26 protein-coding genes are annotated in these 25,583 nt (G+C 61.8%); 17 read left to right on the top strand and 9 right to left on the bottom strand.

Features of this window, described 5'->3' with window-relative positions; all coding sequences use genetic code 11:
* Positions 1-39: 39 nt before the first annotated feature.
* The 5 genes from ACO77H_RS04490 to ACO77H_RS04470 all read left to right on the top strand — a co-directional run bounded on the left by ACO77H_RS04490 (position 40) and on the right by ACO77H_RS04470 (position 2,448).
* On the top strand, positions 40-600 hold the full coding sequence (locus ACO77H_RS04490) for an antibiotic biosynthesis monooxygenase (protein ID WP_169954892.1): 561 nt from the start codon (positions 40-42) through the stop codon (positions 598-600).
* 61 nt (positions 601-661) lie between these two features.
* Positions 662-1,369, top strand: coding sequence for a dihydromonapterin reductase (gene folM / locus ACO77H_RS04485; protein ID WP_432755056.1), 708 nt, complete (start codon positions 662-664; stop codon positions 1,367-1,369).
* A 55-nt stretch (positions 1,370-1,424) separates the two neighbouring features.
* Positions 1,425-1,796 (top strand): dihydroneopterin triphosphate 2'-epimerase, encoded by a 372-nt coding sequence (folX, locus tag ACO77H_RS04480; RefSeq protein WP_057437798.1) that lies wholly within the window; start codon positions 1,425-1,427, stop codon positions 1,794-1,796.
* A 24-nt stretch (positions 1,797-1,820) separates the two neighbouring features.
* Entirely contained in the window at positions 1,821-2,117 is a 297-nt protein-coding gene (locus tag ACO77H_RS04475; RefSeq protein WP_057437796.1) for a DUF1244 domain-containing protein, read from the top strand.
* Complete coding sequence (locus tag ACO77H_RS04470; RefSeq protein ID WP_170058567.1) at positions 2,110-2,448, top strand: HopJ type III effector protein; 339 nt, start codon at positions 2,110-2,112, stop codon at positions 2,446-2,448. The genes ACO77H_RS04475 and ACO77H_RS04470 overlap by 8 nt, the downstream gene beginning before the upstream one ends.
* Positions 2,449-2,632: 184 nt before the next feature.
* On the opposite strand, the gene trxB is transcribed toward ACO77H_RS04470, so the two are convergent.
* Positions 2,633-3,595, bottom strand: coding sequence for a thioredoxin-disulfide reductase (trxB, locus tag ACO77H_RS04465; protein WP_169954889.1), 963 nt, complete (start codon positions 3,593-3,595; stop codon positions 2,633-2,635).
* A gap of 292 nt (positions 3,596-3,887) precedes the next feature.
* Between trxB and cysZ the strand changes: the two genes are divergently transcribed.
* From cysZ to ACO77H_RS04450, 3 genes are all read left to right on the top strand, one after another.
* Positions 3,888-4,643: a sulfate transporter CysZ gene (cysZ, locus tag ACO77H_RS04460; RefSeq protein WP_432755055.1), complete on the top strand. Its 756-nt coding sequence runs from the start codon at positions 3,888-3,890 to the stop codon at positions 4,641-4,643.
* Positions 4,644-4,726: 83 nt separating this feature from the next.
* The gene (locus ACO77H_RS04455; RefSeq protein WP_170058568.1) at positions 4,727-5,719 is read left to right on the top strand and encodes a cytochrome-c peroxidase; all 993 of its coding nucleotides are present in this window, start codon (positions 4,727-4,729) and stop codon (positions 5,717-5,719) included.
* Positions 5,720-5,774: 55 nt separating this feature from the next.
* Complete coding sequence (locus tag ACO77H_RS04450) at positions 5,775-6,977, top strand: glycosyltransferase family 4 protein (protein WP_169954886.1); 1,203 nt, start codon at positions 5,775-5,777, stop codon at positions 6,975-6,977.
* 93 nt (positions 6,978-7,070) lie between these two features.
* Here the strand turns inward: ACO77H_RS04450 and ACO77H_RS04445 are convergent, their stop codons facing one another.
* From ACO77H_RS04445 to ACO77H_RS04435, 3 genes are all read right to left on the bottom strand, one after another.
* On the bottom strand, positions 7,071-8,174 hold the full coding sequence (locus tag ACO77H_RS04445) for an NADH:flavin oxidoreductase (protein WP_170043025.1): 1,104 nt from the start codon (positions 8,172-8,174) through the stop codon (positions 7,071-7,073).
* Positions 8,175-8,359: 185 nt separating this feature from the next.
* On the bottom strand, positions 8,360-8,842 hold the full coding sequence (locus ACO77H_RS04440; protein WP_169954884.1) for a glutathione peroxidase: 483 nt from the start codon (positions 8,840-8,842) through the stop codon (positions 8,360-8,362).
* Positions 8,843-8,978: 136 nt separating this feature from the next.
* On the bottom strand, positions 8,979-9,464 hold the full coding sequence (locus ACO77H_RS04435) for an FKBP-type peptidyl-prolyl cis-trans isomerase (RefSeq protein WP_017476012.1): 486 nt from the start codon (positions 9,462-9,464) through the stop codon (positions 8,979-8,981).
* Here ACO77H_RS04435 and ACO77H_RS04430 point away from each other — a divergent pair.
* Genes ACO77H_RS04430 through ACO77H_RS04420 form a run of 3 tightly spaced genes read left to right on the top strand, consistent with a single transcriptional unit; the run spans position 9,433 to position 12,831 of the window.
* Positions 9,433-9,771: a DUF3565 domain-containing protein gene (locus tag ACO77H_RS04430; protein WP_169954883.1), complete on the top strand. Its 339-nt coding sequence runs from the start codon at positions 9,433-9,435 to the stop codon at positions 9,769-9,771. The two genes, ACO77H_RS04435 and ACO77H_RS04430, sit on opposite strands and share 32 nt — an antisense overlap.
* Positions 9,772-9,831: 60 nt before the next feature.
* Positions 9,832-11,931, top strand: coding sequence for a phosphate acetyltransferase (pta, locus tag ACO77H_RS04425; RefSeq protein WP_169954882.1), 2,100 nt, complete (start codon positions 9,832-9,834; stop codon positions 11,929-11,931).
* Complete coding sequence (locus ACO77H_RS04420) at positions 11,932-12,831, top strand: acyltransferase (protein WP_169954881.1); 900 nt, start codon at positions 11,932-11,934, stop codon at positions 12,829-12,831. It abuts the gene before it with no gap.
* 174 nt (positions 12,832-13,005) lie between these two features.
* Here the strand turns inward: ACO77H_RS04420 and cysN are convergent, their stop codons facing one another.
* The 3 genes from cysN to ACO77H_RS04405 all read right to left on the bottom strand — a co-directional run bounded on the left by cysN (position 13,006) and on the right by ACO77H_RS04405 (position 16,839).
* Positions 13,006-14,904 carry a sulfate adenylyltransferase subunit CysN gene (gene cysN, locus ACO77H_RS04415; RefSeq protein ID WP_169954880.1) on the bottom strand — a complete coding sequence of 633 codons (1,899 nt, stop codon included), beginning with the start codon at positions 14,902-14,904 and terminating at the stop codon, positions 13,006-13,008.
* A gap of 9 nt (positions 14,905-14,913) precedes the next feature.
* The gene (gene cysD, locus ACO77H_RS04410; RefSeq protein ID WP_029295601.1) at positions 14,914-15,831 is read right to left on the bottom strand and encodes a sulfate adenylyltransferase subunit CysD; all 918 of its coding nucleotides are present in this window, start codon (positions 15,829-15,831) and stop codon (positions 14,914-14,916) included.
* 249 nt (positions 15,832-16,080) lie between these two features.
* Positions 16,081-16,839: a Nif3-like dinuclear metal center hexameric protein gene (locus tag ACO77H_RS04405; protein WP_169954879.1), complete on the bottom strand. Its 759-nt coding sequence runs from the start codon at positions 16,837-16,839 to the stop codon at positions 16,081-16,083.
* 102 nt (positions 16,840-16,941) lie between these two features.
* Between ACO77H_RS04405 and algW the strand changes: the two genes are divergently transcribed.
* The 3 genes from algW (at position 16,942) to ACO77H_RS04390 (ending at position 21,018) form a co-directional block, all read left to right on the top strand.
* Complete coding sequence (gene algW, locus ACO77H_RS04400) at positions 16,942-18,102, top strand: Do family serine endopeptidase AlgW (RefSeq protein ID WP_169954878.1); 1,161 nt, start codon at positions 16,942-16,944, stop codon at positions 18,100-18,102.
* Between the two features lie 75 nt (positions 18,103-18,177).
* Entirely contained in the window at positions 18,178-20,286 is a 2,109-nt protein-coding gene (locus ACO77H_RS04395) for a TonB-dependent siderophore receptor (RefSeq protein ID WP_432755054.1), read from the top strand.
* A gap of 12 nt (positions 20,287-20,298) precedes the next feature.
* Entirely contained in the window at positions 20,299-21,018 is a 720-nt protein-coding gene (locus ACO77H_RS04390; protein ID WP_432755053.1) for a DUF4198 domain-containing protein, read from the top strand.
* Between the two features lie 156 nt (positions 21,019-21,174).
* Here ACO77H_RS04390 and hemH read toward each other — a convergent pair whose 3' ends face one another.
* Together hemH and ACO77H_RS04380 are read right to left on the bottom strand one after the other, a co-directional pair.
* Entirely contained in the window at positions 21,175-22,197 is a 1,023-nt protein-coding gene (gene hemH / locus ACO77H_RS04385) for a ferrochelatase (protein WP_432755052.1), read from the bottom strand.
* Positions 22,198-22,211: 14 nt separating this feature from the next.
* The gene (locus ACO77H_RS04380) at positions 22,212-23,111 is read right to left on the bottom strand and encodes a TIGR01777 family oxidoreductase (protein WP_432755051.1); all 900 of its coding nucleotides are present in this window, start codon (positions 23,109-23,111) and stop codon (positions 22,212-22,214) included.
* Between the two features lie 197 nt (positions 23,112-23,308).
* Here ACO77H_RS04380 and ACO77H_RS04375 point away from each other — a divergent pair, with 197 nt between their 5' ends.
* The 3 genes from ACO77H_RS04375 (at position 23,309) to ACO77H_RS04365 (ending at position 25,580) form a co-directional block, all read left to right on the top strand.
* Entirely contained in the window at positions 23,309-24,295 is a 987-nt protein-coding gene (locus ACO77H_RS04375) for an NAD(P)/FAD-dependent oxidoreductase (RefSeq protein ID WP_169954873.1), read from the top strand.
* Positions 24,292-24,507 (top strand): TIGR02450 family Trp-rich protein, encoded by a 216-nt coding sequence (locus ACO77H_RS04370; protein WP_169954872.1) that lies wholly within the window; start codon positions 24,292-24,294, stop codon positions 24,505-24,507. Before ACO77H_RS04375 ends, ACO77H_RS04370 begins: the two co-directional genes overlap by 4 nt.
* 113 nt (positions 24,508-24,620) lie before the next feature.
* Complete coding sequence (locus ACO77H_RS04365) at positions 24,621-25,580, top strand: YbgA family protein (RefSeq protein ID WP_432755737.1); 960 nt, start codon at positions 24,621-24,623, stop codon at positions 25,578-25,580.
* The last annotated feature ends 3 nt before the right edge of the window (positions 25,581-25,583 follow it).

Here is a 25,583-nt window from a genome sequence, read left to right as displayed (position 1 = left end):
CTACCCGGTGCAACGCGCCCACACATTCGGAGATACACAATGTCTACCCAACCCGTCACCTTGATGGTTGCACGCCGTGCTGCCCAAGGCCGTTATCAAGACATGATGAGCTGGCTGCGCGAAGGCGAGCAATTGGCCACGGACTTCCCCGGCTACCTGGGTTCAGGCGTACTTGCCCCGCCTGCCGATGGCGGCGAATTCCAGATCATCTTCCGCTTCGCCGACGAGCAGACCCTGCATGCCTGGGAGTTCTCGGCCTCGCGCAGCGCCTGGCTGGGCCGTGGCAGCGAATTGTTCGCCAACCCCATGGAGCATCGGGTCAGCGGCATGGAGGGCTGGTTTGGTGCCGTGGGCCAGCGTCCGCCGCGCTGGAAACAGGCCGTGGCGATCTGGCTGGCGTTTTTCCCGGTTTCACTGCTGTTCAACTTTGGCCTTGAGCCGTTGCTCGCCGAGTTGGGCATGTTCAGCCGCGTGCTGGTCAGCACCCTGGCCCTGACGCCGTTGATGGTCTATCTGTTCATTCCGCTGTCGACCCATTTGCTGGCGGGCTGGCTCAATCCTGCCCCGCCGCGGGTAAAACCTGCCGAAGCGGCCGTTTGAGCCGATCCGCAACAGGCCGGTCGCTGGTATAGTTTTAGCTTGCCCGCGACCCGAGCCTCCCATGACCTCTTCCGCCCCGATCCTGATTACCGGCGCCGGCCAACGTGTCGGCCTGCATTGCGCCCAGCGCCTGCTGGACGCACAGCAACCGGTGATCTTCAGCTATCGCAGTGAACGTCCAGGCGTGCAGGCCCTGCGCGAGCGCGGGGCGATTGGCGTGTTTGCCGACTTCTCGTCCGAGGCCGGTATCCTGGCGTTCATCAGCGAACTCAAGACCCATACCGACAGCCTGCGGGCGATCATCCACAATGCCTCGACCTGGGCCCCAGAAACACCCGGTGACGAGGCCAACGCCTTTATCGATATGTTCAGCGTGCACATGCTTGCGCCGTACCTGATCAACCTGCATTGTGCTGAGTTGTTGCGGCGCTCGACGCCGGCCGACATTGTGCACATCAGCGACGACGTGACCCGCAAGGGCAGCCGCCAGCATATTGCCTACTGTGCCACCAAGGCCGGGCTCGACAGCCTGACCCTGTCCTTCGCCGCCCAATACGCGCCCCGGATCAAGGTCAATGGCATCGCGCCAGCGATGGTGATGTTCAACGACGGCGACGACGCAGCTTATCGTGCCAAGGTCCTGGCCAAGTCGGCACTGGGTATCGAACCCGGGCCCGAGGTGATTTACCAGAGCGTGCGTTACCTGCTGGACAACCCTTATGTGACCGGCACCACCCTGACCGTCAATGGCGGGCGGCATGTCAAGTAAACCCGAACACCAGCGGCCTGGGGTTCCTGCAACTGATTGGACGGAGCAAGTAGCAATGCCACAACTTCAACCAGGTATGGCGCGCATCCGGGTCAAGGACCTGTGTCTGCGTACCTTTATTGGCATCAACGAGGAAGAGATCCTCAACAAGCAGGATGTGTTGATCAACCTGACCATCCTGTATGCCGCACAAGACGCCGTGCGCGACAACGATATCGACCACGCCTTGAACTACCGCACCATCACCAAGGCCATCATCGCCCACGTCGAAGGCAACCGCTTCGCCCTGCTCGAACGCCTGACCCAGGAGTTGCTGGACCTGGTGATGAGCAACGAGTCGGTGCTGTACGCCGAAGTCGAAGTCGACAAGCCCCATGCGCTGCGCTTTGCCGAGTCGGTGTCGATCACCCTGGCAGCCAGCCGTTAACCCCCCTGAATCTGTGTGAATCCCATGACCGACCAACAACGCCTGGAACTCGAAGCCGCCGCCTTCCGCCGGCTGGTAGCGCACCTGGACAGCCGCAAGGATGTGCAGAACATCGACCTGATGAACCTCGCCGGTTTCTGCCGCAACTGCCTGTCCAAGTGGTACAAAGCCGAGGCTGACGAACGCCAGATCGAGGTCAGCCTCGATGACGCCCGCGAAGTGGTGTACGGCATGCCGTACGCCGAGTGGAAAGCCCAATACCAGCAAGAAGCTAGCGCCGAACAACAAGCGGCGTTTGCCAAAGGAAAACCCCATGACTGACCTGAACACCCTGCGCACCCGCCTCGACAGCGGCGAACACCTCTTTGCCGACACCCTGGCCTTTATCGCCGCCGGCTACGACTACCAGCCACAAGCCTTCACCAATGGCAGCGTAGAAAACGCCGCCGGGCAGAACGAAGGCTCGTGCAAGACCCTGGGCCTGGCGCTGCTGGAAGGGTTGAGCGACCAGCAGGCCTTGCTGGCGTTTGGCGAGCATTATCGTTCGGTGCTGGCGACACCTGAGGGCACAGATCACGCCAATATCCGCGCGCTGATCGAGCATGGGTTGGCGGGAGTGAAGTTTGTCCAGCCGCCTTTGACCCGCCGCTGATCCAGCTTGCAAACCCGGTCAATGTGGGAGCCGGGCTTGCCCGCGATGGCGGTGGTGGCTGTCACACCGCCATCGCAGGCAAGCCAGCGCCCACATTGATTGGATTGCCAAATTGAGATTGCGCTGTTCGTCCAGTTACACACAAAAAAACCGGCCTTTTGGCCGGTTTTTTTATGGCAACGGTTTAGAAAGAAGCGTCTTTCAAGCCGTCGAGGTAACGCTCGGCATCCAGGGCCGCCATGCAACCGGCGCCGGCCGAGGTGATGGCCTGGCGGTAGACATGGTCAGCCACGTCGCCAGCGGCAAAGATACCTTCGATGTTGGTTGCAGTGGCATTGCCTTCACGGCCGCCCTGCACCACCAGGTAACCATCTTTGGCGGTCAGCTTGCCTTCGAACAGGGAGGTGTTCGGGGTGTGGCCGATGGCGATGAACACGCCGTCGACTTTCAGCTCGTCGAAGCTGCCGTCGTTGTTTTTCAAGCGCGCACCGGTCACGCCCATGTTGTCGCCCAGGACTTCATCCAGGGTGGCGTTGAGCTTGAGGATGATCTTGCCTTCGGCAACCCGCGCGTGCAGCTTGTCGATCAGGATCTTCTCGGCGCGGAAAGTTTCGCGGCGGTGAACCAGGGTCACGGTGCTGGCGATGTTGGCCAGGTACAGCGCCTCTTCCACTGCGGTGTTACCACCACCGACCACAGCCACCGGCTTGTTGCGGTAGAAGAAACCGTCGCAGGTCGCGCAGGCGGAAACGCCCTTGCCCATGAACGCTTCTTCCGATGGCAGGCCCAGGTAGCGGGCGCTGGCGCCAGTGGCGATGATCAGCGCGTCACAGGTGTAGACGCCGCTGTCGCCGGTCAGGCTGTAGGGCTTTTTCGAGAAATCCACGGCATTGATATGGTCGAAGACGATTTCGGTCTCGAAACGCTCGGCGTGTTCTTTCATGCGCTCCATCAACACCGGGCCGGTCAGGCCGTGGACGTCGCCCGGCCAGTTGTCGACTTCAGTGGTGGTGGTCAACTGACCACCCGCCTGCATGCCGGTGATCAGCAACGGCTTGAGGTTGGCCCGGGCCGCGTAGACCGCAGCGCTGTAACCGGCAGGGCCGGAACCGAGAATAATCACTCGCGAATGACGGGTATCAGACATGACTCACTCCTATCGACCGCCCGGACTACAGGGCGGCTGGAATAAAAAAGGACCGCGAAGCACTTGGGGAAGGCTTGAACTCGCAGGCCCTGAAAATAATGGGTGCAGCGTATAGAGGGGGGCAAGATTAAGGAAATACGGATTAACAATCCAGCTCATAGGCGGTCTCTATTCCGTGGCACCTATTAATCAACATGTTTGTTACCGTTAATGTCGGCTTGCTGACCGTGCTTTCACCGTATCGGCAAAGCCGGTAAGGTCGGCGCGTTCGCCCTTTTGCCCGGAGTTATCCATGCCCGCCCCCGTTCTGTCAGGCCCACAATACCTGCGTGAAGGCCTGAAACTGGTCTTGAGCCCAGGCCTGCGCCTGTTCGTCCTGCTGCCCCTGGCGATCAACCTGATACTGTTCGTCGGATTGATCTATTTTGCTGGCCATCAGTTCAGCCTGTGGGTCGACACCTTGATGCCGACGCTGCCCAGTTGGCTGAGTTTCCTCAGCTACATCCTGTGGCCGCTGTTCGTGCTGCTGGTGGCGTTTATGGTGTTTTTCAGCTTCACCATGCTCGCCAATATCATCGCCGCACCCTTCAACGGTTTCCTCGCGGAAAAAGTCGAAGTGGTGGTGCGCGGCACCGATGACTTCCCCGCCTTCAGCTGGGCCGAGCTGTTTGCCATGGTCCCGCGCACCCTGGCCCGGGAAATGCGCAAACTGGGCTACTTCCTGCCCCGGGCCATCGGCCTGTTTATCCTGTCGTTCATCCCGGTGGTCAACCTGATTGCCGCACCGCTGTGGCTGCTGTTCGGGGTGTGGATGATGGCGATCCAATACATCGACTACCCGGCCGACAACCACAAGCTGGGCTGGAACGAAATGCTCGACTGGCTGCGCCAGAAGCGCTGGCAGAGCATGAGCTTTGGCGGGATCGTCTACCTGGTGCTGCTGGTGCCGGTAGTCAACCTGCTGATGATGCCAGCAGCGGTGGCCGGGGCGACGTTGTTCTGGGTGCGTGAGCAAGGCGCCGAAACGATGCTGGCGAAAAATCCCTAGGCTGTTCGATTGACCTGGATCATGGCGATTTGCCCATACAGAGCACATGGTTATTAAAACTATAAGCCTGTGGGGAGCGCACCATGTACAGACCGTTGATGCTGATGTTCGGATTGATGTTGGGCGGTGAGGCCTGGGGGGCCGCCGCCGCCAATGAGCCCATATTGCCGGTACAACCGGCGAAGATCACCGATGCCGACAAGGTCGAACTGGGCAAGCAATTGTTCTTCGACCCACGCTTGTCCAAGTCCGGCTTCATTTCCTGCAACTCGTGCCACAACCTGAGCATGGGCGGCAGCGACAATCTGCCCACCTCCATCGGGCACAACTGGCACCAGGGGCCGATCAACTCACCGACGGTGCTCAACTCGAGCATGAGCGTCGCGCAGTTCTGGGACGGACGCGCGGCGACCCTGCAGGAGCAGGCCGGCGGCCCGATCGCCAACCCCGGTGAGATGGGCTTTACCCATGACCTGGCGGTGGACGTGCTGCGCTCGATCCCCCAGTACCAGGCCGCGTTCAAGAAAGTGTATGGCGATGACGGCATCAAGTTCGACGATGTGACCAACGCCATCGCGGCCTTCGAAGAAACCCTGGTCACCCCCAACGCCCCATTCGACCGCTGGCTGCTGGGCGACAAAAAAGCCATCAGCGCCACGGCTGCCCAGGGCTACCAGCTGTTCAAGAACATCGGCTGCGTGGCCTGCCACAACGGCGAGGCGGTCGGTGGCAGCACCTTCCAGAAAATGGGCATGGTCGAACCCTACGCCACCAAGAACCCGGCCCAGGGCGTGGCCGGCCTGACCGGCAAGGATCAGGACCGGATGATGTTCAAGGTGCCAACCTTGCGTAACGTCGCCCTGACCTACCCCTACTTCCACGACGGTGCCTATTGGAACCTGAGCGAAGCGGTGGACGTCATGGCCCGCCTGCAATTGGGCCGCAAGTTGAGCACCGATGAGGTCAGCCAGATTGTCGCGTTCCTCGACACCCTGACCGGCGACCAGCCGGACTTCAAGCTGCCGATCCTGCCGCCGTCCTCGGCCAAGACCCCGCGTCCTACGCCGTTCAACTAAGCCAATGCCGGGCCCTGTCGTCATAAATCCGTCATTGCGATGACACAATGGCGACATGGCCCGCGCCGACACTGGCTGCATGACGACAGCCTTCCTGAACATCACCCTGATTACCGAAACCTTCCCACCGGAAATCAACGGCGTGGCCAACACCCTTGGCCGCCTGTGTGATGGCCTGCGCGCGCGTGGGCATCAGGTGGAGTTGGTGCGCCCGCGCCAGGGTGGCGACTTGAGTCGCATCAGTGACGACGGCCTGCTGCTGTGTCGCGGCTGGCCTTTGCCGGGCTATCCCGGCCTGCAATGGGGCCAGTCCTCGATGCACAAGCTGCTGCGGCGCTGGAAACGCCAGCGCCCGGACGTGCTGTACATTGCCACCGAGGGCCCGCTGGGCTTGTCCGCCTTGCGTGCGGCACGGCGCCTGGGGATCAGCGTGGTCAGCGGTTTCCATACCAACTTCCAGCAGTATTCCAGCCAATACGGCCTGGGCATGCTCAGCCGCTTCCTGACCCATTACCTGCGCTGGTTCCACAACCGCTCCACCCTGACCCTGGTGCCCAGCGTCAGCCAGCGCCTGGAGCTGGAGCGCCGCCACTTCGAGCGCCTGGACCTACTGTCACGCGGCGTCGACAGCCAATTGTTCCACCCGGCCAGGCGTGACAATGGCTTGCGTGAGCAATGGGGCCTGGGTAATGAAGATATTGCCGTCCTGCATGTCGGACGCCTGGCACCGGAAAAAAACCTCGGTTTGCTCAAACGTTGCTTCGAGGCGTTGCAGGCGACTTATCCACAGCGTCGCTTGAAGCTGATCGTGGTCGGCGACGGGCCGCAGCGCGAAGCCCTGGCGAAGACCCTCCCGGCAGCAGCGTTCTGCGGCACGCAACGCGGCGAGGAGCTGGCCCGGCACTATGCGTCCGGGGATTTGTTTCTATTCCCCAGCCTCACCGAGACCTTTGGCAACGTGGTCCTGGAAGCCATGGCATCGGGCCTGGGTGTGGTGGCCTACGACCAGGCGGCCGCCACCCAGCATATCCGCCACGGCTACAGCGGTGCCGTGGCGATGCCGGGGGATGAGGATGCGTTCTGCGATGCCGCCAGTTGGTTGCTGGAAGAGCCGGAGAGTTTACGCCGCGTGCGCCTGAATGCGCGCCAGCATGCCAGTCGCCAGGGCTGGCCGGCGATTATTGAGCGGTTTGAACATCAACTGCGCGGGGCGTGTGGCGAGGACTTGCTGGAGACGGGCAGCTCGAAGCTGACCTGACGAGCCCTATCGCGGGCAAGCCCGCTCCCACAGGTTGCTTGCATTCCAATGTGGGAGCGGGCTTGCCCGCGATAGAGCCCGTCAATTCCCCCCTTAAACCAGGGTAGTCAACGCCTCACGGCTGAACGGCAAGATATCGCCCTCACGCCCTTCACGCACTTTCAGCGCCCAATCCGGATCGACCAGCAGCGCACGCCCCACGGCCACCAGGTCGAACTCGTCGTTATTCAAGCGCTCCAGCAGTTTTTCCAGGCTTGCCGGCTGTGCGATTTTGTCGGTGTTGACCATGAACTGCAGGAACTCGCCATCCAGGCCGACACTGCCCACGGTGATGGTCGGCTTGCCGGTGAGCTTACGGGTCCAACCCGCCAGGTTCAGCTCGGCCCCCTCAAACTCAGGCTCCCAGAAACGCCGCGTGGAGCAGTGGAAAATATCCACGCCCGCGTCAGACAACGGCTTGAGAAACTCACCCAACGCCTCGGGGGTTTGCACCAGGCGCGCGGTGTAATCCTGCTGCTTCCATTGGGAGAAACGGAAAATGATCGGAAATCCAGGACCTGTGGCGGCCCGCACGGCCTGGATCAACTCAATGGCAAAGCGCGAACGGTTGGCCAGGCTGCCACCGTATTCGTCCGTACGCTGGTTGCTGCCTTCCCAGAAGAACTGATCGACCAGGTAACCGTGTGCGCCGTGGATTTCCACGCCGTCCATGCCGATGGCCTGGGCATCCTTGGCGGCCTGGGCGAAGGCGGCAATCACCTCCTTGATATCCTCGACCGTCATGCCATGGACCAGCACGTTGCCATCCTTGAGTTTTTCCATCGGGCCATAGGCCGGGACGCTGGCATCCGGCTCGGTGCCAATGCGCCGCACGCTACCGACATGCCACAACTGCGGGACGATCTTGCCGCCTTCGGCATGCACCGCATCGACCACTTTCTTCCAGCCGGCCAATGCCGCTTCACCGTAGAAATGCGGCACGTTCGGATAACCGTTGGAAGCCTGGTGGCCCACCACTGTGCCCTCCGTGATGATCAAACCTACGCCGGCCGCCGCGCGACGGCGGTAGTACTCGATCACTTTGGAATTGGGTACGCCACCCGGGGAAAACGAACGGGTCATCGGCGCCATGACCACACGGGACGGCAATTGCAGCGCACCGAGCTGGAAAGGTTTGAACAAGGCTTGGACAGGCATGGGAGCACTCCGCACGAGAGGGATTTTATGATGCGGATAATATGGAACGCGGGCAGTGCCGGATAGCACTATTGATTGCGGTGATTAAGGGGTAAAAGCCGTGAGCCACATAAAACACCGTAGGAGCCGGCTTGCCGGCGATGGCCGTTACTGCGGGTCGCCGGCAAGCCGGCGCCTACAGCAGGTCAGGCCAGGGCTTTTTCGATGGCCTGGACCACGCTCGGATCATCAGGCGCGGTACGCGGAGAAAACCGCGCCAATACTCGCCCATCCTTGCCCAGCAAAAATTTCTCGAAGTTCCAGGTGATATCCCCCGGGAACTCTGCCCCCTCACCCGCCAGCAGGCGGTACAACTGATGGCGATCAGGGCCGTTCACCGAAAGCTTGCTGCCCAGGGGAAAGCTCACGCCATAGTTGAGGCTGCAGAACTCCTGGATCTCTTCTTCGGTCCCAGGCTCCTGGCCTGCGAACTGATTGCACGGCAGGCCCAGCACGGTGAAACCCTGGCCCTTGTATTGCTGGTAGAGGTTTTCCAGCGCGGCATATTGTGGAGTCAGCCCACATTTGGAGGCGACATTGACCACCAGCACGACTTGCCCCTTGTAGGGCGCCAGAGGCAGCTCCTGACCATCCAGGGCTTTGAGTTTAAGGTCGTGGAAAGCACTCATGAAGAACTCCAGGTTTCCCATATTCTGTGTAACGGCCATTCGAGATTACAGCCGCCAAGTCGGCAAGAATAGCCGCCAATCAAAAAAGGCGCCCGAAGGCGCCTCTCTTTTCAACTGACTGGACGTGGCCCGTCAATCAATGGTGGTGACCACCTTCGCCGTGTACGTGGCCGTGAGCCACTTCTTCCTGGGAAGCGTCGCGGATGGCAACGATCTTGACCTGGAAGTTCAGGCGCTGGCCTGCCAGCGGGTGGTTGCCGTCGACGGTCACGTCATCGCCGTCCAGGTCGCGGATGGTCACGATCTGCATCTGGCCGTCCGGAGCGGAGGCGTGGAACTGCATGCCCACTTCCAGTTCGTCGACGCCTTCGAACATGCTGCGGCTCAGGGTGCTGACCAGTTCGGCCGAGTACTCGCCGTAGGCATCTTCAGGTTCTACGGCAACGGTCAGTTCATCACCAACCTCTTTGCCTTCCAGGGCCTTTTCCAGGCCAGGGATGATGTTACCTGCGCCTTGCAGGTAGACCAGCGGCGCGCCGCCGGCGGAGCTGTCGATGACCTCACCAGCGTCGTTGGTCAGGGTATAGTCAATGGAGACAGCCTTGTTGGCGGCGATCGGCATGGGGCGAGACCTTTTGCATAAGAATGAAGAACGGACAAGTCTAAACAAGGATTTGCCCGAAAGCGAACACAACCCGGACAGACGGAGTCGATCCGGTGACCCGACGGTCGTCGGATTTCACCAGGATGCAGATGGCCACTGGGTCGCCGCGCTGTCCTGCGGCCATACGCAGCACCTGCGCCACCAGCCGCCCTGGCAATCCCGGGGCTGGGTGATGGATCCGGCGCAACGCCTGGCAAAAATAGGCCAGCCCTTTGCCTGTGGCTGGTGTGCGCAGCGCCCGGATAACGATACCCTTGGCAGCTGATTCCCGGTCGGCGCGCAGCCATAGCGCACCACCGAAGCCATGCACCTTCAGAGAATTCGCATGCAGACTTTTTTTATCGCTCCCACCGATTTTGGTGTGGGTCTGACCTCCATCAGCCTTGGGCTGGTGCGTACCCTTGAACGGGCCGGGCTGAAAGTCGGCTTTTTCAAGCCCATTGCCCAGCCCCATCCCGGCGACACGGGGCCTGAGCGCTCCACCGAGCTGGTGGCCCGTACCCATGGCCTCAAACCACCGCAACCATTGGGCCTGGCCCATGTCGAGCGGATGCTCGGCGATGGCCAGCTCGATGAGTTGCTCGAAGAAATCATCACCCTTTATCAACAGGCGGCCGTGGGCAAGGACGTGCTGATTGTCGAGGGCATGGTGCCGACCCGCAGCGCCAGCTATGCGGCACGGGTCAACCTGCACCTGGCAAAAAGCCTGGATGCCGAAGTCATCCTCGTCTCGGCCCCGGAAAACGAGGTGCTGACCGAACTGTCCGGCCGTGTGGAATTGCAGGCGCAGCTGTTCGGCGGCCCGAAAGACCCGAAAGTGCTGGGGGTGATCCTCAACAAGGTGCAGACCGACGAGAGCATGGAGGCCTTCGCCGCCCGCCTCAAGGAGCATTCGCCGTTGCTGCGCAGTGGCGATTTCCGCCTGCTTGGCTGCATCCCGTTCCAGCCCGAGCTCAACGCCCCGCGCACTCGCGATGTGGCCGACCTGATGGGCGCGCAAGTGCTCAACGCCGGCGACTATGAAACCCGGCGCATGAACAAAATCATCATCTGCGCGCGCACCATGCGCAACACCGTGGAGCTGCTCAAGCCCGGCGTGCTGGTGGTGACGCCGGGGGATCGCGACGACATCATCCTCGCCGTCAGCCTGGCCGCGATCAATGGCGTGCCCCTGGCCGGCCTGCTGCTGACCAGCGACACCCTGCCCGACCCACGGATCATGGACCTGTGCCGAGGCGCATTCCAGGCCGGGTTGCCGGTGCTGTCGGTGAGTACCGGCTCCTATGACACCGCCAACCAGCTCAACAGCCTGAACAAGGAAATCCCGATTGATGACCGCGAACGTGCGGAGATCATCACCGATTTCGTCGCCAGCCACCTGGATGCGCGCTGGCTGCACCAGCGTTGCGGTACGCCACGGGAGATGCGCCTGTCGCCGGCAGTGTTCCGCTATCAGTTGATCCAGCGCGCCCAGGCCGCCAACAAGCGCATTGTGTTGCCCGAAGGCAGCGAGCCGCTGACCGTGCAAGCCGCCGCCATCTGCCAGGCCCGCGGCATTGCCCGTTGCGTGCTGCTGGCCAAGCCGGCCGATGTCCAAGCCGTAGCCCGCGCCCATGGCATCGAGCTGCCTGAAGGCCTGGAAATTCTGGACCCGGACCTGATCCGCGAGCGCTATGTCGAGCCCATGGTGGCGCTGCGCAAGAGCAAAAGCCTCAACGCACCGATGGCCGAGCAGCAACTGGAAGACACCGTGGTGATCGCCACCATGATGCTGGCGCTGGATGAAGTAGACGGCCTGGTCTCCGGGGTCATCCACTCCACCGCCAATACCATCCGCCCGGCCTTGCAGCTGATTAAAACGGCGCCGGGCTGCACCCTGGTGTCATCGGTGTTTTTCATGCTGTTCCCTGAACAAGTGCTGGTCTACGGCGACTGCGTGATGAACCCACACCCAAGCGCTGCGGAACTGGCGGAAATCGCCCTGCAAAGCGCCGACTCGGCCGCCGCCTTCGGCATCACCCCACGCGTGGCGATGATCAGCTATTCCAGCGGTGACTCGGCCAGTGGCGAGGAAGTGGAGAAAGTCCGCGAAGCCACCCTGCTGGCCCACGAGCAACAGAGCTCGCTGCTGATCGACGGCCCGTTGCAGTACGACGCCGCCGCCAACGAAAACGTCGCCCGGCAACTGGCGCCCAACAGCCTGGTGGCGGGCAAGGCCACGGTCTTTGTATTCCCCGACCTCAACACCGGCAACACCACCCACAAGGCGGTGCAACGCAGTGCCGATTGCGTCAGCCTCGGCCCCATGCTGCAAGGCCTGCGCAAACCCGTGAACGACCTGCCCCGTGGGGCCCAGGTGGACGATATCGTTTACACCATCGCCCTGACCGCGATTCAAGCCGCCAACCGACCTATGGATGCCTAAATGCTGGAATTCCTGCCTGCCCCCCTGCGTGGGGTAATCGCCTCGCTGTTGCTGGCGTTGAACACAATTCTGCTGTGTTCATTCCTGTTTATCGTCGCGCTGTTCAAGGCACTGCCCTTCGCCAAGCGCTTCAGCGAATGGCTGATGAACCAGACCCACGAGGCCTGGATCAGCAATAACAACACCTGGATGAACCTGGTGCGCCGCACACGCTGGCACCTCAAGGGCCTGGAAAGCCTGGACTACCAGCACTCGTACCTGGTGACCAGCAACCACCAGAGCTGGGTCGATATCATGGTGCTGCAGTACGTGCTCAATCGGCGGATCCGCCCGCTGAAGTTTTTCCTCAAGCAGGAACTGATCTGGGTGCCGGTGATTGGCCTGGCCTGGTGGGCGCTGGGTTTCCCCTTCATGAAGCGCTACACCAAGGCCTACCTGGAAAAACACCCGGAGAAGAAAGGCAAGGACCTGGAAACCACCCGCAAGACCTGTGCGAAGTTTCGCGACAACCCGGTGGGTATTTTCAACTTTGCCGAAGGCACACGCTTCACCCCAGGCAAACATGCGCAGCAGCAGTCGCCGTTTCGTTACCTGCTCAAGCCCAAGGCTGGTGGCATTGCGTTTGTGCTGGATGCCATGGGTGAGCAGTTGAAGTCATTGGTCAACGTGACAATCCACTATCCGGGCGGCCGCCCGGGTTTCTGGGACTTGCTGTGCGGCAATGTGCAGGAGGTGGTGGTGCAGTTTGAAGAGGTGCAGATCCCGGCCGAGTTCATTGGCAAGAATTATGAGCAGGATGGGGAATATCGGCTGGCGTTCCAGGGCTGGATCAACCAGTTATGGGAAGACAAGGATGCTCTGCTGAGCCGACTTCACATCGAGTACCCAGGCAATAGGTGATCACTATGTGGGAGCTGGCTTGCCTGCGATAGCGGTCTGTCAGAGGTAAGTGCATTGCCTGGCCTCCTGCAATCGCAGGCAAGCCAGCTCCCACATTGACGGTGTTGACCTTTAGAGTGTGAAAAAAGCCCGCCACCGAGTGCTCGGTGGCGGGCTTTTTTGTGGCGGCGAGGTTTAGATCGCGCCGCGCTGGCGCAACAGCTCCAGCACTTGCTTGACGCTGTCGTCCAGCGACAGTGCCTGGGTATCGATCACCAGGTCAGCATTCAACGGCACGTCGTACGGGAACGACTCGCCAGGGATGTTATCCCCACCGGCGGCGTACAGGCCTTGCGGGTCACGCTCGGCACACACCAGCGGCGAGGCCTGCACGTAGACCGTGAGCAAGCGGTCACTGCCGATCAACGCCTTGGCCTGTTCCCGGCCTTCGGCATCCGGTGCGACGAAGGCCGCCAGGGTCAGCAGGCCGGCTTCGTTGAACTGACGCGCCACGTGGGCCGCACGCCGCCAGTTCTCGGTACGCCCGGCACGATCCTGGGGCAGGCCTTTGTTCAGGTCATGGCGCAGGTTCTGCCCATCCAGCACAAACACCGCACGGCCCATATCGAACAGTTTGCGCTCGACCGCATAGGCCAGGGTGCTCTTGCCAGCGCCCGACAAGCCGCTGAACAACACGGTGGCCGGCTGCTGGCCGAAGCGCTGGGCGCGTTCTTCGGTGGCCACATGGGCCAACTTGCCGTGCTGCGCGGCGCTGCCATGGCTGACCGGCGGGGCGATGATCATGCCCGCAGCCACGGTGCCGTTGGTCAAACGGTCGATCACGATAAAGGCGCCGGTGGTGCGGTTGCTGGCGTAACCGTCCAGGGCAATGGCCGCATCGAGGCTGACCTTGACCCGGCCGATCTCGTTCAACTGCAAGGCACTGGCCGGGCCTTCCTCGAGGGTGTTCACATCCACACGATGCACGATGCTGGTGATCGAACCCGGCACATAGCTGGTGGCGCGCTTGATGTCGTATTTCTTGCCCGGCAGCATCGGCTCCTCGGCCATCCACACCAGCATGGCGTCGAAGGCATCGGTGACTTGCGGCACGTTGTCGGCATGCACCAGCAGGTCGCCACGGGAGATGTCGATCTCGTCTTCCATGGTCAGGGTCACGGCCTGGCCTGGGCCTGCGTGCTCCAGTTCACCTTCGAAGGTGACGATGGATTTGACGCGGCTGCTCTTGCCCGACGGCAGCACTACGACTTCGTCGCCCTTGTGCACGATGCCGCTGGCCAGGGTGCCGGCAAAACCACGGAAGTTCAGGTTCGGACGGTTGACGTACTGCACCGGGAAACGCAGGTCGGTGTAGTTGCGGTCGTTGGCGATCTCGACGGTTTCGAGAATCTCCATCAGCGACTGGCCGGTGTACCACGGCGAACGCTCGCTTTTGTTCACCACGTTGTCGCCCTTGAGCGCCGACATCGGCACAAAGGCCATGGTGCTCGGCTTGAACGCAATGCCATCGGCGAACTTCAGGTAATCGGCCTTGATCGACTCGAAAATGCTCTCGTCGAAACCGTTGAGGTCCATCTTGTTGATCGCGATGACGATGTGCTTGATGCCCAACAGCGAGGCGATAAAGCTGTGGCGACGGGTCTGGGTCTGCACGCCGTAGCGCGCGTCCACCAGGATGATCGCCAGGTCACAGGTGGACGCACCGGTGGCCATGTTGCGGGTGTACTGCTCATGGCCGGGGGTGTCGGCGATGATGAATTTGCGCTTGGCGGTGGAGAAATAGCGGTAGGCCACATCAATGGTGATGCCCTGCTCACGCTCGGCCTGCAGGCCGTCGACCAGCAATGCCAGGTCGATATCGTCACCGGTGGTGCCGACTTTCTTCGAATCGCGGGTGATGGCTTCCAGATGGTCTTCGTAGATCATCTTCGAGTCGTGCAGCAGGCGCCCGATCAGGGTGCTCTTGCCGTCGTCGACGTTGCCACAGGTCAGAAAGCGCAGCATTTCCTTGCGTTCGTGCTGGCCCAGGTAGGCGAGGATGTCCTCGCTGATCAAATCAGATACGTGCGACATGACAACCCCTTAGAAATAACCCTGACGTTTTTTGTCTTCCATCGAGCCGGCGCCATCGTGGTCGATGACACGGCCCTGGCGCTCGGAAGTTCGCGTCAGGAGCATTTCCTGGATGATGTCCGTCAGCGTCTCGGCTTCGGACTCCACCGCACCCGTCAACGGGTAGCAGCCAAGGGTACGGAAACGTACTTTCTTCTTGACGATACGGGCTTTGTCTTCGTCGGACAGGTGCTCGAGGATGCGCTCGTCGTCGATCATGATCAGCGTGCCGTTCTTCTCGATCACTTCGCGTTCGGCGGCGAAGTACAGCGGCACGATCGGGATACCTTCCAGATAGATGTACTGCCAGATATCCAGCTCGGTCCAGTTGGACAGCGGGAACACGCGGATCGACTCGCCCTTGTTGACGTTGCCGTTGTAGACGTTCCACAGCTCCGGACGCTGGTTTTTCGGGTCCCAGCGGTGCTTGCTGTCGCGGAACGAGTACACGCGCTCTTTGGCGCGGGATTTCTCTTCATCGCGACGGGCGCCGCCGAACGCTGCGTCGAAACCATACTTGTCCAAGGCTTGTTTCAGGCCTTCGGTCTTCATGATGTCGGTGTGCTTGGCACTGCCGTGGGTAAACGGGTTGATGCCCTGCGCCACGCCGTCCGGGTTGACGTGGGTGATCAGCTCCAGGCCCAGTTCCTCGACCATGCGGTCGCGGAATTTGTACATTTCCTGGAATTTCCACTGAGTGTCCACATGCATCACCGGAAACGGCAGCTTGCCCGGGAAGAATGCCTTGCGCGCCAGATGCAGCATCACGGCGGAGTCTTTGCCGATGGAGTAGAGCATCACCGGGTTGTCGAACTCGGCGGCAACCTCACGGATGATGTGGATGCTCTCCGCCTCCAGCTGTTTCAGATGCGTCAGTTTATCGACCATGGCTACTCACGGAAAAACGATTCTTTTTGGACGGCCTGCGGGCCGTGTTCGAGCGGGGCATGCTAGCACAGCACCTTCTTCTATTCAGGGAGCCAGCTAGATCGAAACGGTATATGGATATACCGCCTCGTTTGGCCGTACATCGCCCCGTAGGAGCCGGCTTGCCGGCGATGGCGTCCTTGAAATCAATGCATGACTCAAGGGCCTTGTCGCCGGCAAGCCGGCTCCTACAGTGGACGCAATGGGGGCTTAGATCGGGTTGGGGCAATCGATAAACAGGTGTTCCAGGGCAAAGCGCCGGGCCAGGTAGTCGCCCAGGGCCTGCACGCCATAACGCTCGGTGGCGTGATGGCCGGCGGCGATAAAGCTGATGTCGTTTTCCCGGGCGCTGTGGAAGGTCTGCTCCGAGGCTTCGCCGCTGAGGTACAAATCCACCCCGGCCAGCACGGCCTGGTCGATGTAGCCCTGGCCGCCGCCGGTGCACCAGCCCACGCGGCGGATCATCGCGCTGCCTTCGATCAGCAACGGCTCGCGGCCCATGGCTTCCTGCACGCGCCGGGCGAAATCCCGCGCCGACAGCGGCTCGGCCAGGGAGCCCACCAGCCCCACGACCTTGAGGTTGTCCGGGTCCAGCGGGCCTTCGACGGTAATGTCCAACTGGCGGGCCAATTGCACGTTGTTGCCCACTTCCGGGTGCAGGTCCAGCGGCAGGTGGTAGGCCAAGAGGCTGATGTCGTGCTTGAGCAGGGTCTTGAGGCGGCGCTGCTTCATGCCGGTGATGCACGGGCTTTCGCCTTTCCAGAAATAGCCGTGATGCACCAGCACCAGGTCGGCCTTGGCCTCCACCGCCGCGTCGAGCAGCGCTTGGCTGGCGGTCACGCCACTGACAATGCGCAACACCTGCGGCCGGCCTTCGACCTGCAGGCCATTGGGGCAGTAATCGGCAATTTTCGCGCTGTTCAAGTAGCGATCCGCTTCTTCAACCAAGGTGCTCAGGGCGACGGCCATAAAAGACTCCTAAATATCCCGTTCAGAGGCGCTCGCGGCCTCGTATAATGCGCGACATTATGGGCGCTCCCGCGCCCCCTGCAACCTGTCAGGACTTACTTGATGCTCAAGGCACTGCGTTATTTTGGATGGCCATTGTTGGCCGGCGTGCTGATCGCGATGCTGATCATTCAGCGTTATCCGCAATGGGTCGGCCTGCCAAGCCTGGACGTCAACCTGCAACAGGCGCCGCAAACCAGCGCGGTGCAACAGGGCCCGGTGACCTACGCCGATGCGGTGGTGGTGGCCGCGCCTGCGGTGGTCAACCTGTACACCACCAAAGTCATCAATAAACCGGCGCACCCACTGTTCGAAGACCCACAGTTCCGGCGCTTTTTCGGCGACAACTCGCCCAAGCAGCGCCGCATGGAGTCGAGCCTCGGTTCCGGGGTGATCATGAGCCCGCAAGGCTACATCCTGACCAACAACCATGTGAGCACCGGCGCCGACCAGATTGTCGTGGCCCTGCGTGATGGCCGCGAAACCCTGGCGCGGGTGGTGGGCAGCGACCCGGAAACCGACCTTGCCGTCCTGAAGATCGACCTGAAGAACCTGCCGTCCATCACCATCGGCCGCTCCGAGGGCCTGCGAGTGGGTGACGTGGCGCTGGCGATCGGCAACCCGTTCGGCGTCGGCCAGACGGTGACCATGGGCATCATCAGCGCCACCGGGCGCAATCAGCTGGGCCTCAACAGCTACGAAGACTTCATCCAGACCGACGCGGCGATCAACCCGGGCAACTCCGGCGGCGCGCTGGTGGATGCCAGTGGCAACCTGACCGGCATCAACACCGCGATCTTCTCCAAATCCGGTGGCTCCCAAGGCATCGGCTTCGCGATCCCGGTCAAGCTGGCGATGGAAGTGATGAAGTCGATCATCGAGCACGGCCAGGTGATTCGCGGCTGGCTGGGGATTGAAGTGCAGCCGCTGACCAAGGAGCTGTCGGAGTCCTTTGGCCTGACCGGGCGCCCAGGCATCGTGATTGCCGGCATCCTGCGCGGCGGCCCGGCGGAAAAGGCCGGGATGCAGGTGGGCGATGTGATCCTCAGTATCGACGGCGAACCGGCGGGCGACGGCCGGCGTTCGATGAACCAGGTGGCGCGAATCAAACCGACGGAAAAGGTCGCGATCCAGGTGATGCGCAACGGCAAGGAAATCAAGCTGCTGGCCGAAGTGGGCCTGCGCCCGCCGCCGGCACCGGCAACGGTGAAAGAGCAGGAATAAACGGCGACCCTTAAAGAGATACACTCTCAATAGTCATGTTATATTATTTCAATATTGATATTGGAATGTTAGACCATGACGTCTCGAAAGTTTGCGCCCCTGGCCGGTCTCGCCTTGGGATTACTGGTAGACCCGGTATTTGCAGAAGACACCCACCCCCTTGAACTGGGCACCACCAGCATCACCGGCGAGGCCTATGAGTCCGCCACCGGCCCGGTCAAGGGCTACCGCGCAACCCGTTCGGCCAGCGCGACCAAGACCGACACGGCCCTGCGCGATATCCCACAATCGATCAGTGTGATTCCCGCCACGGTGCTCATGGACCTGGGCAGCAACAACGTCGAGCGCGCCCTGGAATTTGCCGGCGGCGTGTCCAAGCAGAACAACTTTGGTGGCCTGACCCTTTACGAATACAGCATTCGTGGCTTCACCACCTCGCAGTTCTATCAGGACGGTTTCAGCGCCAACCGCGGCTACCCCAGCACGCCGGACGTGGCCAATATCGAACGCATCGAAGTGCTCAAGGGCCCCGCCGCCAGCCTGTATGGCCGTGGCGATCCCGGCGGCACGGTGAACATCGTCACCAAGAAGCCCCAAGCCGAAGCCTTCACCACCGTGCAGACCAGCGCCGGCAGCTGGGACCGCTACCGTACCGCCATCGACATGAACACCCCGCTGGACAGCGAAGGCAATGTGCTGTCGCGGGTCAACCTGGCAGTGGAGGACAACCACAGCTTCCGCGACCATGTGCAGAGCAAGCGAGTGTTTGTCGCGCCCTCGTTCAGTTGGCAACTGGACCCGGACACCAGCCTGCTGGTGGAAAGTGAGTTCGTGCGCCACAGCTCGACCTTCGACCGCGGCCTCGTCGCCCCCAACAACCGCTGGAGCGGCATGTCCCGCTCGACCTTCCTCGGCGAGCCCAACGACGGCGATATCGACAACCACAACAACCGCCTGCAAGCCACCCTCGAACATCACTTGAACGATGCCTGGAAGCTGCGCCTGGCCAGCCACTACAAACAGGGCAGCCTGTGGGGCGAAGCGTCGGAAAACCGCGCGCTGAATGCCGACGGCCATACTATCAACCGCCGCTACCGCCAACGCTCCATGGGTTGGCACGACAGCATCACCCAACTGGAGTTGCGCGGCCTGTTCGAGGTGGGCAGTTGGCAGCATGAACTGCTGATCGGCACCGAGTACGAGGACTACCGCAAGAAAGAACGGGTGACCGCCATCGCCGGCCGTTACCCGATTGATATCTACCGTCCGGTCTATGGCCAGCCCAAGCCCAATGGCGAGCGCACCGGCAGTGATTTTTTCACCCAGGTGAAAAGCCAGGCGCTGAACCTGCAAGACCAGATCGTCTTTACCGACCGCCTGCGCGGTGTGGTTGGCGTGCGCCTGGAGCATGTCGAGCAAAGCTCGAAGGACTTCACCCGTAACGGTGCCAAGAGCCAGAAAACCCACGATGTCATGACCCAACGGGCGGGCCTGCTGTATCAACTGACCCCGCAAGTGGGCCTGTTTGCCAACGCCTCCACCTCGTTCAAACCGCAAAGTGAGCTGGACGCAGCCGGCAATTTCCTCAAGCCCGAGGAAGGCATCGGCTATGAAGTGGGGATCAAGAGCGAGCTGTTCGACGACCGCCTGAGCACTACCCTGGCCGCCTTCCATATCGAAAAGGAAAACACCCTGGCCACGGACCCGGCCACCGACACCAAGCGCGCCATCGGCAAGGCCCGCAGCCAGGGCTTCGACCTGCAACTGACTGGGCAACTGACGGATGCCGTACGGGTGATTGGCGCGTTTGCCTACATCGATGCCGAAGTGACCAAGGGCGACAAAGAGATCCCCACCGGCAGCCGCATTCTCGGCGTGGCCAAGCGCAGTGGCAGCCTGTTGGGCGTGTACGAGTTCCAGGATGGCGCCCTGCGTGGCTCGGACCTGGGCGCGGCGTTTACCTACGTCGGCGACCGTTCGGGCGAGGCCGGTAAAAGCTTCGAGTTGCCGGCCTACCACACCGTCGACCTGCTGGCCCATTACAAGGCCAGCGATAACGTCACCGTGGGCCTGAACCTCAACAACCTGTTCGACGAAAAGTACTACGAGCGCTCCTACAGCAACTACTGGGTCAACCCCGGAGAGCCGCGCAACTTCACCGTCAGCCTGACCCTCAACCTGTAAAAGGACCTCACCATGCAAGCGCTCAAATCATTGGCCGTGCTCGGCCTGCTGTTCGCCACCCAGGTCTCGGCCCATGGCCTGTGGACCGAACAACGCCGGGGCCATGTCGAGGTGGTCTACGGCCACGGTGCCGAGGATGAAGCCTTCAAGGCGAGGAAAGTCAGCGGCGCCTGGGCCTACGACTCCAGTGGCCGGATGATCCCGGTGACCCTGCAGCGCCTGGACGATCAGGCGCGCCTGCAACCGCTCAAGCCGCCTGCCGTGCTGGCGGTGGCCTTTGATAACGGCTTGTGGTCGCAAACCCCGGACAAGAAGTGGGTGAACAAGGGCCGCAGCCAGGTACCTGGCGCCGTCGAAACCACCCAGGCCCTGAAGTACAGCCTGGCGATCTATCAGGCCGGGGCCAAGCTGCCCAAGCTGGATCAATTGAGAATGGTGATTGTGCCCGAGGTCGACCCGCTGACCGTCGGCCCCGGCCAATCGCTGCCCGTACGGGTGCTGATCGACGGCAAGCCTGCCGCCGGGATCAAGTTGATTGGTGACTACCGCAGCGCGCCCAATACCCTGAGCACCGAGACCGACAAGGATGGCCGGGCCCAGGTACTGGTGCGCAACGAGGCGTTGAATGTGATTGCGGCGCAGACAGAAGTGCCGGTCAAGGGTGACAGCAAGGTACAGGCGCGCGCGCTGTTCAGCTCACTGACCTTCCTCGGCCAGCCCCATCATGAGTGAACACCACTGAAGCCATGTGGGAGCCTGCTTGTGTAGGACTTGCCTGGGGCTGACTTGTGTGGGAGCTGGCTTGCCTGCGATAGCATCACCTTGGTATGAATGACACACCAAGGTGCCTGCATCGCAGGCAAGCCAGCTCCTACACAAGCCCCCACACTAGAGGCTGACAGGCGCTCTTTCGCACAAGGTATTGAGCGCCGCCGCCCATTGCGGATCATCATTGAGGCACGGCACCAGCACCAACTCCTCACCGCCGGCTTCGCGGAACTGCTCCAGGCCGCGATCACCAATCTCTTCCAGGGTCTCGATGCAATCGGCGACAAACGCCGGGCACATCACCAGCAACTTCTTCACCCCCTGCTGGGCCAAGGCCTCCAGGCGGGCCTCGGTGTAGGGTTCGATCCACTTCGCCCGGCCCAGGCGCGACTGGAACGCCACCGACCATTTATCGTCCGCCAGGCCCATGCGCGCGGCAAAATCGCGGGCGACGCTGAAGCACTGCCCGCGATAACAGGTGGTGCGCACCTGCGGCGACGCATTGGCGCAGCAGTCGCCCGCGCCTTCCAGGGAATGCCCGGGGTTGAGCTTGTTCAGGTGCCGCTCCGGCAGGCCGTGGAAGCTGAACAGCAGGTGATCGTAATCCTGCTGCAAATGCGGCTTGGCACTGGCCACCAGGGCGTCGAGGTATTCCGGCTGGTCGTAGAACGGTTGCAGGATCGAGAACTGCAGGTTGAGCTGCTGATCGCGCACCACACGCCGCGCTTCTTCGATCACCGTGGTCACGGTGCTGTCGGCAAACTGTGGATACAACGGCGCCAGCGTGACTTTGTGGATACCTTGGCCAGCAAGGCGAGTCAGCACGCTCTCAATCGACGGCTCGCCATAGCGCATCGCCAGCTCCACCGGGCCCTGGGTCCACTCTGCAGTCATCTGCTGTTGCAGGCGACGGCTGAGCACCACCAGCGGCGAGCCTTCATCCCACCAGATCGAGGCGTAGGCGTGGGCCGACTGCTCGGGACGCTTGATCAGGATCAGCGACACCAGCAAGCGCCGGACCGGCCACGGCAGGTCAATCACATACGGGTCCATCAAAAACTGATTGAGGTAGCTGCGCACATCGGCCACCGAAGTGGACGCCGGTGAGCCCAGGTTGACCAGTAACAACGCGTGATCCGTCATGCAACATCCTATCTCTAGAGGCGGCTGGACAAGTCGTCCAGGGCCGCGTGCAACTCAGTGAACTGAAAAGTGAAACCGGCGGCCAACAACCGCTCGGGCAACGCCTTCTGCCCGCCCAGCATCAGCCCGGACAACTCGCCCAAACCCACCCGCAAGGCAAACGCCGGCATCGGCATGAACGCCGGGCGGTGCAGCACCTGGCCCAGGGTCTTGGCGAACTCGCGGTTACGCACCGGCTGCGGCGCGCAGGCATTATAAGGACCGCTGGCGTCAGGTTTGTGCAGAAGAAAATCAATCAGGGCGATTTGATCCTTGATATGCACCCACGGCATCCACTGCCGACCGTTGCCGATAGGCCCGCCCAGCGCCAGCTTGAAGGGCAGCAACAGCCGCGACAAAAAGCCGCCCTGCGCCGCTAGCACCAGGCCAGTACGCACCAGCACCACCCGCAGGCCAAAGGCTTCGGCGCGCTGGGCGGTTTCTTCCCAGGCAATGCATAACTGGCTGGGGAAATCGTCCTGCACCGGGCCGCTGGCTTCGGTCAGCTCGCGCTCACCGCCATCGCCGTACCAGCCCACCGCCGAACCGCTGATCAATACCGCAGGTTTTACCGCCAGGCCTTCAAGCCAGGCCAGCAGGGTTTCCGTCAGGCTGATGCGACTGCTCCACAGCAGCGCCTTGCGTTTGTGGGTCCAGAGGCGGTCGGCAATCGGCGCGCCGGCCAGGTTGATAACGGCATCCACCGGCTGCGTCACATCCTGCAAACGGGCCACGCCCTGCACCTGCGCACCGCACAACGTGGCGACCTGCGCGGGGTTGCGGCTCCAGACCGTCAACCGATGCCCCTGGGCGCTCCAGTGCTGGCAGAGCTGGCGGCCGATCAGACCTGTACCGCCGGTCAGCAAAATATGCATGAGATCTTCCTCCTGTAACGTTGGCCGGGCATCGCTGGTCTATTTTATAAGCAGGGATCTTTTTAATCGGCCGCGACCTGGGTTTAACCATAGGTCACGCGACACATTCAGGCATGCCGAAACTTATACCAAAAAACAATATTGTACAGCTATTGGTGTCGGCGTAGTCTGTACCCAACGGTAAAACGAGGCCTCCCATGACTGTTCCCATCGCGATCATCGGTACCGGCATCGCCGGACTTTCGGCCGCCCGAGCGTTAAAAGATGCCGGGCACGTTGTACAACTCTTCGATAAAAGCCGTGGCAGTGGCGGGCGTATGTCCAGCAAGCGCAGCGAGGCCGGTGCACTGGACCTGGGCGCGCAGTACTTCACCGCGCGCGACCGGCGCTTCGTCAATGAAGTGCAACGCTGGCAAGCCAATGGCTGGGCCGCCGAGTGGGAACCGCAACTCTACAACTGCCAATCCGGCCAACTGAGCCCCTCCCCCGACGAACAGACCCGCTGGGTCGGCACCCCGCGCATGAGCGCCATCACCCGTGCATTGCTGGATGACCTGCCGGTGGAGTTTGGCTGCCGGATCACCGAAGTGTTCCAGGGCCAGCAACACTGGAACCTGCTGGACGCCGACGGCGGCAACCATGGCCCCTTCAGCCATGTGATCATCGCCACCCCGGCCCACCAGGCCACGGCATTGCTGGCGGCGGCGCCCAAACTGGCGAGCACGGCGGCCGGGGTGAAAATGGACCCGACCTGGGCTGTCGCCCTGGCCTTCGACACGCCGCTGGATACGCCGATGGAAGGCTGTTTCGTACAAGACAGCCCCCTCGACTGGCTGGCCCGCAACCGCAGCAAACCAGGGCGTGACGCCACGCCAGACACCTGGATCCTGCACGCCACCAGTGCCTGGAGCAAAAGGCACCTGGACCTGCCCAAGGAAGCCATCATCGAACTGCTCCACGGCGCCTTTGCCGAACTGCTGCATTGCAGCATGCCGGCGCCCTCCTTCAGCCTCGCCCACCGCTGGCTGTACGCCCGCCCGGCGGGCAGCCATGAATGGGGAGTGCTGGCGGATGCCGACCTGGGCCTCTACGTATGCGGCGACTGGTGCCTGTCAGGCAGGGTCGAAGGTGCATGGCTCAGCGGCCAGGAAGCCGCGCGGCGCCTGCTTGAGCACCTGCAATGAAGCGCATCAACCCGGCGAAATTGCTGCTCTCGAAATGGACCGCCACCCAGCCTCGGCACAAGGAAAAGCATTTCCTGGTCACTGAGTTGTTTCGCGATGAACAAGGCCGCGTGCTGGAGATAGAACTGCAAGCGGTCCTGACCCGTCGCGCAGAGCGCCTGGCCTGGCAAAGCCTGCAAGATGCCGGGCAGTGGAAAATCGGCTGGCAGTAAAAACCTGTACAAATAATTTGACTTGTATAGCTTCAGACCTATGATGAGATTAAGTTGTACAGAAATTACATTTTGTACAGGAATCTTGTAGAGGTTTTGCCATGTCCACCCCTGTGTCCGCCACCGGCAAACCCAAGATCGCCATCAGCGCCTGCCTGCTCGGCGAGAACGTGCGCTTCAATGGCGGGCACAAACAATCCCCTCTGTGCAGCCAGACCCTCGGTGACTACTTCGACTTCGTGCCCCTGTGCCCGGAAGTGGCCATCGGCCTGGGCATCCCCCGTGAGCCGATTCGCCTGGTGGGAGACCCGCAGCAACCGCAAGCCGTGGGCACGGTGCACCGCGAACTGAACGTGACCGCCGCGCTGGACACCTACGGCCAGGACATGGCCGCCGAGCACACCGACCTGTGCGGCTACATCTTCATGCAGAAGTCACCGTCGTGCGGCCTGGAACGGGTCAAGGTCTACCGCGACAATGGCACCCCGGTGGATGGCGGCGGGCGCGGCATCTATGCCCAGGCATTCTGTGCCCGCCACCCCAATCTGCCGGTGGAAGAAGATGGCCGCCTGCATGACCCGGTGCTGCGCGAAAATTTCCTCACCCGGGTGTTTGTGTATGCCAGCTGGCAGCAACTACTGGCCGAGGGCTTGACCCGCCACCGCCTGCTGGCCTTTCACTCGCGCTACAAATACCTGCTGATGGCCCACAGCCCGGCCCACTACAAAAGCCTCGGCCATCTGCTGGGCAGCATGGGCAAGGGCTGCGACCTGCATGCCTTGGCCAGGGACTATTTCAGCGAGCTGATGAGCGCCCTGAAAAAGTGCGCCACCCGTGGCACCCATTCCAACGTGCTGCAGCACATCAGCGGCTATCTCAAGCAAGCCCTCAGCGCCGAGGACAAACAGGAGATGCAAACCCTGATCGGCCAATACCGCCACGGCATCGTGCCGCTGGTGGTGCCGCTGACCTTGCTCAAACATCACTTTCGCCAACATCCGGACCGCTACATCGCGCAGCAGGCCTACCTGCAACCGCATCCGGAAAATCTCAGCCTGCGTAATGCGATCTAACCC

The sequence above is a fragment of the Pseudomonas sp. WMBT8 genome (genome assembly GCF_050916005.1).
In the GTDB taxonomy this organism is placed as follows: Bacteria; Pseudomonadota; Gammaproteobacteria; order Pseudomonadales; family Pseudomonadaceae; genus Aquipseudomonas.
The sequence above is the reverse complement of the archived record's forward strand: the minus strand, read 5'-3'. Positions and strand labels throughout refer to the sequence as shown.

Coding starts and splice junctions, on each gene's coding strand:
- ACO77H_RS04490 (WP_169954892.1), top strand. CDS start 40: ATGTCTACCCAACCCGTCACCTTGATGGTTGCACGCCGTGCTGCCCAA.
- folM (WP_432755056.1), top strand. CDS start 662: ATGACCTCTTCCGCCCCGATCCTGATTACCGGCGCCGGCCAACGTGTC.
- folX (WP_057437798.1), top strand. CDS start 1,425: ATGCCACAACTTCAACCAGGTATGGCGCGCATCCGGGTCAAGGACCTG.
- ACO77H_RS04475 (WP_057437796.1), top strand. CDS start 1,821: ATGACCGACCAACAACGCCTGGAACTCGAAGCCGCCGCCTTCCGCCGG.
- ACO77H_RS04470 (WP_170058567.1), top strand. CDS start 2,110: ATGACTGACCTGAACACCCTGCGCACCCGCCTCGACAGCGGCGAACAC.
- trxB (WP_169954889.1), bottom strand. CDS start 3,595: ATGTCTGATACCCGTCATTCGCGAGTGATTATTCTCGGTTCCGGCCCT.
- cysZ (WP_432755055.1), top strand. CDS start 3,888: ATGCCCGCCCCCGTTCTGTCAGGCCCACAATACCTGCGTGAAGGCCTG.
- ACO77H_RS04455 (WP_170058568.1), top strand. CDS start 4,727: ATGTACAGACCGTTGATGCTGATGTTCGGATTGATGTTGGGCGGTGAG.
- ACO77H_RS04450 (WP_169954886.1), top strand. CDS start 5,775: ATGGCCCGCGCCGACACTGGCTGCATGACGACAGCCTTCCTGAACATC.
- ACO77H_RS04445 (WP_170043025.1), bottom strand. CDS start 8,174: ATGCCTGTCCAAGCCTTGTTCAAACCTTTCCAGCTCGGTGCGCTGCAA.
- ACO77H_RS04440 (WP_169954884.1), bottom strand. CDS start 8,842: ATGAGTGCTTTCCACGACCTTAAACTCAAAGCCCTGGATGGTCAGGAG.
- ACO77H_RS04430 (WP_169954883.1), top strand. CDS start 9,433: ATGGAGACAGCCTTGTTGGCGGCGATCGGCATGGGGCGAGACCTTTTG.
- ACO77H_RS04435 (WP_017476012.1), bottom strand. CDS start 9,464: ATGCCGATCGCCGCCAACAAGGCTGTCTCCATTGACTATACCCTGACC.
- pta (WP_169954882.1), top strand. CDS start 9,832: ATGCAGACTTTTTTTATCGCTCCCACCGATTTTGGTGTGGGTCTGACC.
- ACO77H_RS04420 (WP_169954881.1), top strand. CDS start 11,932: ATGCTGGAATTCCTGCCTGCCCCCCTGCGTGGGGTAATCGCCTCGCTG.
- cysN (WP_169954880.1), bottom strand. CDS start 14,904: ATGTCGCACGTATCTGATTTGATCAGCGAGGACATCCTCGCCTACCTG.
- cysD (WP_029295601.1), bottom strand. CDS start 15,831: ATGGTCGATAAACTGACGCATCTGAAACAGCTGGAGGCGGAGAGCATC.
- ACO77H_RS04405 (WP_169954879.1), bottom strand. CDS start 16,839: ATGGCCGTCGCCCTGAGCACCTTGGTTGAAGAAGCGGATCGCTACTTG.
- algW (WP_169954878.1), top strand. CDS start 16,942: ATGCTCAAGGCACTGCGTTATTTTGGATGGCCATTGTTGGCCGGCGTG.
- ACO77H_RS04395 (WP_432755054.1), top strand. CDS start 18,178: ATGACGTCTCGAAAGTTTGCGCCCCTGGCCGGTCTCGCCTTGGGATTA.
- ACO77H_RS04390 (WP_432755053.1), top strand. CDS start 20,299: ATGCAAGCGCTCAAATCATTGGCCGTGCTCGGCCTGCTGTTCGCCACC.
- hemH (WP_432755052.1), bottom strand. CDS start 22,197: ATGACGGATCACGCGTTGTTACTGGTCAACCTGGGCTCACCGGCGTCC.
- ACO77H_RS04380 (WP_432755051.1), bottom strand. CDS start 23,111: ATGCATATTTTGCTGACCGGCGGTACAGGTCTGATCGGCCGCCAGCTC.
- ACO77H_RS04375 (WP_169954873.1), top strand. CDS start 23,309: ATGACTGTTCCCATCGCGATCATCGGTACCGGCATCGCCGGACTTTCG.
- ACO77H_RS04370 (WP_169954872.1), top strand. CDS start 24,292: ATGAAGCGCATCAACCCGGCGAAATTGCTGCTCTCGAAATGGACCGCC.